The 11,796-nt window shown below is 28.0% G+C and carries 10 protein-coding genes; 2 read left to right on the plus strand and 8 right to left on the minus strand.

Going from position 1 to position 11,796, the window contains the following annotated elements; all coding sequences use genetic code 11:
• Positions 1-120 precede the first annotated feature (120 nt).
• Positions 121-1,218: a redox-regulated ATPase YchF gene (ychF, locus tag GPX08_RS15175; RefSeq protein ID WP_156627669.1), complete on the minus strand. Its 1,098-nt coding sequence runs from the start codon at positions 1,216-1,218 to the stop codon at positions 121-123.
• A gap of 163 nt (positions 1,219-1,381) precedes the next feature.
• On the opposite strand from ychF, the gene pdaA reads away from it, so the two are divergent.
• Complete coding sequence (gene pdaA, locus GPX08_RS15180; protein ID WP_156627670.1) at positions 1,382-2,161, plus strand: delta-lactam-biosynthetic de-N-acetylase; 780 nt, start codon at positions 1,382-1,384, stop codon at positions 2,159-2,161.
• A 162-nt stretch (positions 2,162-2,323) separates the two neighbouring features.
• Here pdaA and GPX08_RS15185 read toward each other — a convergent pair whose 3' ends face one another.
• The 7 genes from GPX08_RS15185 to GPX08_RS15215 all read right to left on the minus strand — a co-directional run bounded on the left by GPX08_RS15185 (position 2,324) and on the right by GPX08_RS15215 (position 9,883).
• Positions 2,324-2,968 carry a formiminotransferase-cyclodeaminase gene (locus GPX08_RS15185; RefSeq protein WP_156627671.1) on the minus strand — a complete coding sequence of 215 codons (645 nt, stop codon included), beginning with the start codon at positions 2,966-2,968 and terminating at the stop codon, positions 2,324-2,326.
• A gap of 2 nt (positions 2,969-2,970) precedes the next feature.
• A complete protein-coding gene (locus GPX08_RS15190; protein WP_156627672.1) occupies positions 2,971-4,119 on the minus strand; it encodes a glycosyltransferase in 1,149 nt (382 codons plus the stop codon).
• Between the two features lies 1 nt (position 4,120).
• Positions 4,121-5,401: a glycosyl transferase group 1 gene (locus tag GPX08_RS15195; RefSeq protein ID WP_156627673.1), complete on the minus strand. Its 1,281-nt coding sequence runs from the start codon at positions 5,399-5,401 to the stop codon at positions 4,121-4,123.
• Positions 5,402-5,417: 16 nt separating this feature from the next.
• Positions 5,418-6,143, minus strand: coding sequence for a WecB/TagA/CpsF family glycosyltransferase (locus GPX08_RS15200; protein WP_156627674.1), 726 nt, complete (start codon positions 6,141-6,143; stop codon positions 5,418-5,420).
• A gap of 107 nt (positions 6,144-6,250) precedes the next feature.
• Positions 6,251-7,342 carry a tetratricopeptide repeat protein gene (locus GPX08_RS15205; RefSeq protein WP_156627675.1) on the minus strand — a complete coding sequence of 364 codons (1,092 nt, stop codon included), beginning with the start codon at positions 7,340-7,342 and terminating at the stop codon, positions 6,251-6,253.
• A gap of 102 nt (positions 7,343-7,444) precedes the next feature.
• Positions 7,445-9,172 carry a phospho-sugar mutase gene (locus GPX08_RS15210; RefSeq protein ID WP_156627676.1) on the minus strand — a complete coding sequence of 576 codons (1,728 nt, stop codon included), beginning with the start codon at positions 9,170-9,172 and terminating at the stop codon, positions 7,445-7,447.
• A 111-nt stretch (positions 9,173-9,283) separates the two neighbouring features.
• A complete protein-coding gene (locus GPX08_RS15215; RefSeq protein ID WP_156627677.1) occupies positions 9,284-9,883 on the minus strand; it encodes a 50S ribosomal protein L25 in 600 nt (199 codons plus the stop codon).
• A 199-nt stretch (positions 9,884-10,082) separates the two neighbouring features.
• On the opposite strand from GPX08_RS15215, the gene GPX08_RS15220 reads away from it, so the two are divergent.
• On the plus strand, positions 10,083-11,546 hold the full coding sequence (locus GPX08_RS15220; RefSeq protein WP_156627678.1) for an aminotransferase class I/II-fold pyridoxal phosphate-dependent enzyme: 1,464 nt from the start codon (positions 10,083-10,085) through the stop codon (positions 11,544-11,546).
• Positions 11,547-11,796: the final 250 nt, after the last annotated feature.

Here is an 11,796-nt window from a genome sequence, read left to right on the forward strand (position 1 = left end):
GATGAATGCTAAATAACTCTATATAATAAATTTATTATTAGTACTTTATTCAAATCACTTTCTAAATCTCTTCGATTTTTCTTTATTAATTAAAAAAGCTGCCTTAAGGCAGCTTTTATACTATACGTTAAATCTAAAGTTAACTACATCTCCATCTTTCATTACATAGTCCTTACCTTCTAATCTGTAAAGACCTTTTTCCTTAGCTGCTGCCTCAGATCCACAATTAAGTAAATCATCATATGAAACAACTTCCGCTCTTATAAATCCTCTCTCTATATCAGAGTGAATCTTTCCTGCAGCTTGTGGAGCCTTTGTTCCTTCTTTAATAGTCCATGCTCTTACTTCTTGAACTCCAGCAGTTAAATAACTTATTAGACCTAATAATGAATAACTAGCTCTAATTAACTTATCTAAACCAGACTCTTCTAAACCGTACTCACTTAGCATTTCTAATTTTTCATCATCTTCTAAACCTGATAATTCCTCTTCTAACTTAGCACACACTACAACTACTTCTGAATTTTCACCTTCAGCATGAGCTCTAACTTTTTGAACATATTCATTGTTAGTATTTCCTTCCATCATATCATCTTCTGATATGTTGCAAGCATAAAGTACAGGTTTTGAAGTTATTAAGAATAATCCCTTAATTAATTCTTCTTCTTCTTCTGTTACTTCTAAAGTTCTTATTGGAAGATTTTTTTCTAAATGTGCTTTAACTTTTTCCATTACAGCATATTCTTCTTTAGCTTTCTTATCTCCAGATCTTACTTGCTTTATTCCTCTTTCCATTCTTCTTTCAAGAACTTCTAAATCAGCAAATATAAGCTCTAGGTTAATAGTTTCAATATCTCTAATTGGATCAACAGAACCTTCTACGTGAACTACATTTCCATCATCAAAACATCTTACTACATGAACTATAGCTGAAACTTCTCTTATATGTGATAAGAACTTATTTCCAAGTCCTTCACCTTTTGAAGCTCCCTTTACAAGACCTGCTATATCATAAAATTCTACTGCTGTATAAACTTTCTTTTTTGTATTATACATTTTTTCTAAAACATCTAATCTCTTATCTGGTACACTTACTACTCCAACGTTTGGTTCAATTGTACAAAAAGGATAGTTTGCTGATTCAGCTCCCGCCTTTGTAATTGCATTAAATAAAGTACTTTTACCTACATTAGGTAAACCAACTATTCCTAAATTCATCTATGTACATTCCTTTCTAATCTTAATCACATCTTTAAAATTATACTCTACTTATTCAATTATTTCAACATTTTAAGACTTACCGTAATTTATAACTATTACACTTTTAATTTCCAGTGTAAAAGAAATAAAATAGATAAAAATAACTTAAGGAGGTGGAGTAATGAAAAGTTTTAAAAAAATACTTTCTTTATCGTTAGTTATCTTAAATATATTTATTTCCGTTCCTTTTGCATTAACTAATGATAACTTAGAGTTAAATTGGTACTTTGTAAAAAGAGAACAAGGGAAAACACCAGAAGCTCCTAAAGAGTCTATTTCCTTCCTTAAAGATTGTGATGGATTTTATGTTGGAGACACTAACTCAAAGGTAGTATATTTAACCTTTGATCAAGGTTATGAAAGTGGAAATACTAATATTATATTAGATACATTGAAAGAAGAAGATGTTAAAGCAGCATTTTTCGTTGTAAAACCCTATATTAAGCAAGAAGGTGAAATTGTTAAAAGAATGGTTGATGAAGGACATCTAGTATGTAACCACTCATCACATCATCCTTCTATGGCAAGTATTAGGGATAAAGATAAATTCAAGTTAGAATTTACTGAAGTTGAAGAAGAATTTAAAAATTTAACTGGCAAAGATATGCCTAAATATTTTAGACCACCAATGGGTAAGTATTCTAAATACTCTTTAAACGAAACTAAAAACTTAGGTTATAAAACTATATTTTGGAGTTTTGCATATAAAGATTGGTTAAGAGATGATCAACCTTCTGAAAGCTATGCAACTGAAAAAATATTAAATGGAGTTCATCCTGGTGCAATAATATTACTACATTCAGTATCTTCTACTAACACTAAAATCTTAAAAAATATAATTACAGAATTAAAAAATCAAGGATATGAATTTAAGACATTAGATGAGCTTCCAACCACTTAAATAATTATTAATTATGAAAAAAACTACTTACGGAGCCTTGAAAAATAAATAAAGGGGCTGTCACAAAGATAGCTCCCTTATATCTAATAACATAAAAAAATCGTCTTTAAAATAATTTGGAATAAATTTAAAGCTTAATTCTACATAATGTATTATACATTATTATTTGTATATTATTTTATTAACTTTTTCTAATAATTCATTTTTTAATGAATTAGATTTACTTAAAATACTTTCAAGAGTATCTTCTACTTCTTTATAATTATATTCACTCTTAACAAAGCTTAAATTAACTTTAACATTAATTGCTGCACTTTCTATAGCTGAATGTAATAGAGAAGCTGCAACTCCAGCATCAGAAACTAGATTTTTATTTCCAAATTCAACTGCAAAGTCAATATTATTATAAAAATCAAGACATGCTTTTGCCAATCTCAAAGGAGTTTCCATTGCCTTTATAGTACATTTATTAATATTTTTTTTCCTTAAAGCAATCTCCTCTTCAGTATTTTTAGAAAGCTTATAACAATCCATTAAAACTAGAAAATCTCTTCTATCTTCTTCCATAAATTCTTGTGATACCTTAATAAATTTAGAAGTTTCTTCTTTAAGTTTTATCATCTTATTTTGATTTTCTTTGTCTAAATTTTCAAAAGCTTTCTTTCCAACAGTTAATGAATAAACCATAGAATTTAAACTACCTGCTAGAGCGGCAACTAAAGCTGCAGTACTTCCACCTCCTGGTGAAGGTGCATCAGAAGATAGCTCTTCTAAAAAATAGTCAACAGTATAATCTTTAAATAACATATTTATTCCTCTTTTCCTAATATCCTCTTATATACATCTATAACTTCATTAATTATTTTTTCTTTAGAAAATCTAACTACACACTCATTTCTTATATCTTGCTTATTATAAAAATCTATATGCTCTGATAAATAAACCATAGCATCACCTAATGACTTAGTATCATTCTTATTAACTAATAACCCATTTTTGTCATTAATAATATCCTCTGCCCCACCATTATATGTTCCTATTACCGGTTTACCTGAAGCTAAAGCTTCAATATATACTACACCAAAGGTTTCATGTAATGATGCAAGTACAAAAGTATCACAAAGACTCATATACTTAGCTACTTCTTCTCTAGATAAAGCGCCTAAAAATTCTACTTGTTCTTTTACTCCAAGATTATTAGCAAGATTCATCAAATCACCCTTTTGACTTCCTTCTCCACCAATAATCAGCTTATATTTTTTCCCTTTAAATTTTTCACTAAATGCTTTAATTAAAATATCCATTCCCTTTTCGCCCTCTAAAAAGGCTAGTGAAAAGAAAGTAAAGTCTTCATTAGCATTTTCACTTATATAAAAATTATCTACAGGAATTAAATTATGTATTACTTTAATATTTTCTCTTCCTGAAAACTCAGCTAATTCTTTTTTTAGTCCATTACCAACTACAATTAGCTCATCACATTCAACATATGATCTTTTCACTAAAGGTTTATAGCTTTCTTTAATATATATAGCTTTTTCAATAGATGAATGTTCTGTAATAACTAATGGAATATTATACTTTTTAGATATATAATTTGCACTTATTCCAGCCCAAAGAGAGGAATGACAGTGAATTATATCTATCTTTCCTTCTTTTTTCACTATTTCTAAATAAAGTTTTTCTAATCTTTTATTAAAACTCTCAAACATCTTTGGATTCTTAGGTATATAATTAAAATCTTTATATCTATATGTCCTTAATCCATCTTCAGTATCGAAGGTTAAACCTCTTTTCTCCTTAACCTTAAACATAAGAGTTAATGGCCATATTTCATTATAAGCTACAGTAACCTTAATACTAGCATCCTGAAGAGCCATTGCTTGCTCCTTAAAGAAGCTTCCATGAACCAAGTTCCTTTTATTATTATACCAAGAAGGAATAAACATAACATGCATATTAATACCCCCTTAAAATAGAATCCAGTCTTCTAGATATATTTTCCCATTCATATTCTTTAATTAAATAAGATTTTTGTCCATTTTCAATAAGACTAGATAAATATTTAATAGATTCATTTATCTCTTCATCTTCATTTAAAGAAATTTTACATTTATCAATACCTTTTATCACTTCAATAATAGGATCTTCTTCATCACCTAAAACAACTAGTATATAACCATAACATCCAAAATAATCATAAATTTTAGCAGGTATTTGTTTAGAATTTTTATTTCCAAAAAGCAGTAAGATATCAGCATTTATCATATAACTTAATGCTTCATTATAAGGTATCCTATTAGAAACTTTAACATTCTTTATTTTCATAAGATTATATTTAATTTCTTCATTATCAATATTTCCAAAGAACAAAATATTCAGCTTGTTAAATAATTCTTCATTTTCTCTCTCTAATTTATTTAAAGCTGAAATAAATGGTCTTAGATCTCTTAATTTTGAAAATATTTCACCTGTATACACTATGTTGATTTTGTTTTCATTAATTAATTTTGGTGGTTCTTCATTTAATATTTCATTATATACTTTACTATCATATCCCCTAGTTATAATGAAAGTATCCTCTTCTTTTAAATTATAAGTATTAATATAATCATTTCTATTAGCCTTAGTTACAAATATATGTTTATCAGCTAACTCCACAATATTCTTTTCATATCTTCCTTCAAAGGATTTTCTGATATAACTTGACCCTTCTCTAGTAGAATCCTTTAGCCATGGATCACTCCAATATGCTATCCATCTTAGATTTTTATAATTCTTTTTAATATTATAAGCACATATATGACTTGATGGAGGCTCATGCATAGAAAACATCACATCAAAATTTTCCTTCGCCATAAGATCTTTACCATACTTACTTGCCTTATATGCCCAATATAAATACATATCTGGAATCGCCAATATTTTTTTAGCTTTCTTTAATAAAGGCTTTACTCTATTAGTTTTTGGCTTATCTACTATATTAACTAAATCGGTACTCTTCTTTGGCATAATTGCTTCAAATAGCTTACCACCAGATATAATATGAAGCTTTATATTTTTATCTAACATACTAAAAATGTACTCATCATAATAAATTGAATTATGAGGAAAATTAACTGTTAATAAATGAATTTCATTTCCATCTATCTTCGCTAAATTATTTAAATATTGAAGTGTCTCAATAGATGCCGAATTATTAATTAACGGCGAATAACATGCTATAAATAGAATTTTCATTTTACACCTTCCTCCTTTAATTCTTTTTATTTTTAAATACTAATAATAAAAATTTAGGTATACTCCCAAGCCTCTTAATTCTAAATGGTTCCTTTGCTACTCTATAAAGCCATTCAAGTCCTAGTTTTATCATCCATCTAGGAGCCCTGTTTACTTTTTCAGCTATTACATCAAAGCTTCCACCTACCCCCATAAAAATATTACAAGGTAGTTCATTCATATACTTAACTATAAATCTTTCTTGCCTTGGACATCCCATCGCAACAAATACTGCATAAGGTTTTTTATTTTTTATATCTTCTAATATTCCTTTAGGATTATCTAAATCAAAATACCCATTTTTATATCCAGCAATATTAACACCTGGATAAGCCACTAAAAGATTAGCAACGCATGCATTTAAATTATCGTCAGTAGTGCCTATAAGATAAATTGATTTGTTTTCTTTTGTTGCCTTTTCAATAATTGCCTTCATTAATTCTATTCCAGCTACTTTCTCTTTAACTGGAGTTTTTAAATATTTAGCTGCAATTTGAATTCCAACACCATCCGGAATAATAAATGCTTTATCAGAAGTAAAATTTTCAAATAAGTCTTTATCGTTTAATCCAGTGTACAAAACCTCAGGATTTCCAGATACTATATGAACCTTTTCATATTTTTTTATATGTTCAATGGCATCAGATAATCCTTCCTTAAATATCTTATACCCTAATATATTTATAAAATTACTATCATTCATATTTTCTCCTAAACTTTCATTGTAGACTATCCTAATAATACCATATTATGTTATGTTACTAAAGACTTTTAATACAATGATTTACGGCTTAATTTAATCCTCACTCTTTACTCTTTACTTAAAATATTATCTAATTCTCTTACTATCTCATCATCAGAGTTTAGCTTTTTAGCAATATCTAGATGTAGCTTTGCCTCTTCCATTTTTCCTAAATTCATATAACACATTACTATGTTAGTACACACCTCAACTTCTCTATTTGCTTCAAAAGCTTTTTTAAAGTACTTTAACGCTGACTCATAATCGCTAATGCATGCATAATTTATTCCTAGTTCAACTATAACCTCATAAATACCACTTTCTCTTATAATGCTTTCATTTAGATAGTAAATGGCTTTTTCATAATTTTCTAGTTTTCTATACGCAACTCCCAAATAATAGTAAATTAATGGATTGGAATCAAACTCTTCTAATAATCCTAGTAAAATCTTTATAGTTTTAGATGGATCTTCATTAATGCTTTCCACTGCTATTTCATAACTAGATACATTATTAATATCTTTAATTATAATATTAATTTCATCATTAACCTTTCCATCTAAGTTTAAATATTCATTAATAGCAACCTTAGCTGCTTTAAAATCTCCATCATCTTTTAAAATTAATGCCTTATATAAATGAGCCTCTGGAACTTTTAATAAGTTATCTATACAGTACTCAATATCCTTTAATAATATCTCTTTAAAAGCTTTATCTTTTTCTCTTATGCTCTCTCCTACTAAAAGTAGTTTTTTCATTATATCTATATCTTTTGAAAACTTATAGAAGCCTTTTAAAAGTAAATAAGCATCTTCTAATTTATCATCTTTTATTTTCTTAGAAATTAAACCCTTTATACAATTTTCTGTATCTTTATAATAACTTAATATAATTTCATAATCATCATTAAATCTTAAAGTTTCATCTGCTCCCATAGCAAGAAACATACCTTCAACAAAATAATAAATAGGCAAATTTTTTATTTTGATTTCATTATTAATATTACTAGTTATATATTCTGGAGAAATAGGCAAATATAAATCTTTATTATTAAATTCAACAGCTCCAGGAATATTTATAATTTTCTTAAATCCTTCTTTATCTATTTCTAAAAATAATAGTTTTCCTAACTTTTCTTTAAATATTGAATTATAATCCAATTTTATTCCTCCTTAAATTAGCTTATTATAAATAATACTACATATTTCTATAGCTTTCAAATAAATTAATTAGGGCTACCTTTCGGTAGCCCACTAACTTTATTAATTTAATTTTGAGTTAATTAATTTAACTATTTCTTCTTTAAATCCTTGAAGTTTTTCTTCTGAATCTTTAAGTCCATTACCTTGAACTGCAACATAAGCTTTCATCTTAGGTTCAGTACCTGAAGGCCTTACAACAAACCAAAAATCATTATCACATACAAATTTTAATACATTAGATTTTGGTAAGTTAATTTCTTTTTTGTCTCCAGTTAAAGCATCTTCTTCAATACTTAATTTATAATCATACTTTTTAACTATCTTGTGTCCATTAATTTCTGTTATAGTTTCATTTCTTAATGAATCAATGCAGTTAGCAATCTTTTCTGCACCTTCTTTACCTTTTAATTCAAAGGATACTAATGTTTCTTTGAAATATCCATACTTTTCGTATAAATCAATTAATCCATCATAAAGGCTCTTTCCTTGCTCCTTATAGAATAATGTCATTTCCGCTATTAACATAGCTGAAATTACAGCATCCTTATCTCTAACAAAGTCTCCTGCTAAATATCCATAGCTTTCTTCAAATCCAAAGATGTAAGTCTTATCATTTTTATCTTTAAACTCTTGAATCTTTTCTCCAATATACTTAAATCCAGTTAAAACTTCCATAAGTTCAACATTATAATCTTCAGCTATTTTCTTAGCTCCATCTGTTGTAACTATTGTCTTAATTACCACACCATTTTCTTTAAGCTTCTTTTCTTCTTTTAAAGCATCTAAAATGTATTTAGTAAGTAATAGTCCTGTTTGGTTACCAGTTAATACTCTATATTCGCCTTCGCTATCTTTAACTACAACACCTATTCTGTCAGCATCAGGATCTGTTGCAAAAATAACATCTGGATTTTCTTCCTTTGCCATTTCTAAAGCTAACTTAAATACTGCTGGTTCTTCTGGATTAGGATAAGATGCAGTTGGGAAATTTCCATCTGGCTTTTCTTGTTCCTTTACTACTGATACCCCTGTATATCCAAGTTCACTTAATACTCTTCTTACTGGCATATTACCTGATCCATGAATTGGAGTGTAAATAACCTTTAGGTCCTTAGCTTTATCTTTAACTAGATCTTTTCTTATAGTTAATTCCTTTACTGATTCTATATAAGCTTTATCAACATCTTCACCAATAGAAATTAATAAACCATTTTTTATAGCAACTTCTTCATCTATGTTTTTAATCATATCAAAGCTTGAAATACTATTAACTTTATTAATAATTATGTTAGCCTTTTCATCAGTTACTTGACCACCAAATTCATCATAAACCTTATATCCATTGTATTCCTTAGGGTTATGTGAAGCTGTTACTACTATTCCACCTTTGCAATCTAAATGCCTTACAGCAAAAGATAACATTGGAGTAGGTCTTAAACTTTCATATAAATATACCTTGATGTTATTTGCACATAAAGTCAAAGCAGCTGCTTTTGAAAACTCTCTTGACATGTTTCTTGAATCATAAGCTATAGCAACTGAAGGTTCTTCGAAATTTTCGTTTAAATACTCTGCAAAACCTTGAGTAGCTTTGGCTACAGTATATATGTTCATTCTATTACTTCCAGCACCTATTACTCCTCTAAGTCCACCAGTACCGAATTCAAGATCCTTATAAAATCTATCTTCAATTTCCTTATCATCAGTAATGTTTCTTAATTCTTCTTTCATTTCTTCATTTATTACAGTAGAATTTAACCAATCATTATATTTATCGTTATATTGCATACTATCCCTCCTCAACTAACAATCAGGTAATATTATACACTAAAGTAACAACTTTTGGAATAAAAAAATGTAAAGAGATTAATATAACCTCTCTACATGCATCTTTATATTTTACTTTTTTTCCTCATTTTCCTTTTCTATTATTTCCATTTCATCACTTACTGTTTTTCTTTCATATGTTACTGAGGCTATTACAGTATTTATATCATCGATAATTGATAGTTCAGATGCAACTTCTAAATCACTTACTCTATATACATAGCCATTATCACTGCTATTAATATCTATCTTTATTGATCTTGGTAATTTATCTGCAGTACATTCAACTTTAATACTATCTCTTTCCTTTTGAAGTACCATACCTCTTTTACTAAGATATCCCTCTCCTTCAAAGGAAATTGGAACACTAGATACTATTTTTTCATTTTCATTAAGCTCTTCAAGATCTAAATGAATAATCTTATGTGTAACTGGATCTCTTTGAACATCTTTAATTAAAGCCTCATGACATTCCCCATTGCAGTCTAAACTCAATATTCCATGTTCTCCATTTTTTGATATTTCTCGACATAATTCAAGTTCTCCAACTTCAAACATTAATTCATTTACTTTCTTACCATAAAGTATTCCAGGAACTTTGCCTTCTCTTCTTAATTTCTTAGCATTATTAGAGATTGTAGTATCTCTCTTATTGACACTTAAACTATTCAAAGTGATTCCTCCTAAATTTCTTTTTCTTTTGATATTCTTAGCATTATTTCTAATATTTATTCAAAAATAATTTATTAAGTATTTTTAAAATAATTTAATTATTTTATTGCATACTTTATACTTATAAAATATAATATTTATGTTTGTAAGAAAATAATAATCAAACCAAATTATTGTTATAAGAAAGAGGGTGTTTTTAGTGTATAAAATGAATCAAAATGAAACTCCACTATTTGATGCTTTAATGGAATATGTAAATAGAGATACTTTGCCATTCCACGTACCTGGACATAAGAAAGGGATAGGAATCGATCCTAAATTTAAAGAGTTTATTGGCGAAAATCCATTTAAAATAGATGTTACAGTATTTAAGTTAGTTGATAGCCTACATCATCCTAATGGACCAATAAAAAAAGCTCAAGAGCTAGCTGCTGATGCTTATGGCTCAAAGGCTTCATTCTTCTCTATACATGGAACTTCTGGAGCTATACAAGCAATGATTTTAGCTGTAGTTAAGGATGGAGATAAGATAATAGTACCTAGAAATGTGCATAAATCAGTTACATCAGGCATTATACTAAGCGGTGCAATTCCAGTTTTTGTTGAACCAGAAATAGATAAAAAACTTGGAATAGCTCATGGAGTAACACCTGAAACTATTGAACAATCTTTAAAAGAAAATCCAGATGCTAAGGCTGTACTTATTATTAATCCTACTTATTATGGTGTTGCAACAGATATAAAGAAAATTGCAGATATAGTTCATAGCTATAATATACCTTTAATAGTAGACGAAGCTCATGGCCCACATTTAGCTTTTTCAAATAAATTACCAATGTCTGCTATAGACGCTGGTGCAGATATTTGTGCACAAAGCACACACAAAATAATTGGCTCATTAACTCAAGGTTCTTTATTACATATTAATAGTAAATATGTTGATCCTAAAAAGGTTCAGCAAATTTTAAATTTATTACAAACTACTTCTCCTTCATATATTTTAATGGCATCATTAGATTGTGCAAGAAGACAAATCGCCTTAGAAGGTAAAGAACTACTTGGTAAAGCCATAGAACTATGTAAATATACTAGAAATGAAATCAATAAGATTCCTGGTTTCTACTGCTTTGGCGAAGAAGTTTTAGGTAAACCTGGATCATATGCTTTTGATCCTACTAAATTAACTATTTCTTCAAGAGAGTTAGGTATAACAGGATTTGAATTAGATACAATTTTAGCTGATAAATATCATATTCAAATGGAACTTTCTGACTTCTATAATGTATTAGCTGTTGGTTCCTTTGGAGATACTAAAGAAGGAATGGATAAATTACTTAATGCTTTAAGAGAAATTTCCGATGAGTACTATGGTAAAAGAGAACCTATTCAAGACTTCTTAGATATACCTAATATCCCAAAGAAAATATTGAATCCAAGAGAAGCCTTTTATAGTAATAAAGTTTCTATTGCACTTAAGGAAAGTATAGGAAAAATATCTGGTGAATTCTTATTAGCTTATCCACCAGGAATTCCAGTTTTATGTCCTGGAGAAGAAATAACTAAGGAAGTTATAGAATACGTTAATGATTTAAAGAGAGCTAATTTATATGTTCAAGGAACAGAAGACACAAATGTTGAACACATAAAAATTGTATCAAAATAAGAATTATGCTAAAATACAATTTTTAATGAAGAGTTAAAAGTTAAGAATAAAAATTAATAATATAATTCTTTCAGAATTAGTAAATTAATAAAAAAACACCTCTGTGATACAGAGGTGTTTTTTTCAGTTTGTTGATAAACCCCCTGTTAAAAAACAGAGGGTTTTCTATATTGTATGTGCGTAATATTGCATATTTAAAATATTAGTATAAATAATCATAATATAATCTAAAAATAGCAAAGATAGTCTT

This window comes from Clostridium tertium (genome assembly GCF_902652255.1).
In the GTDB taxonomy this organism is placed as follows: Bacteria; Bacillota; Clostridia; order Clostridiales; family Clostridiaceae; genus Clostridium; species Clostridium tertium_A.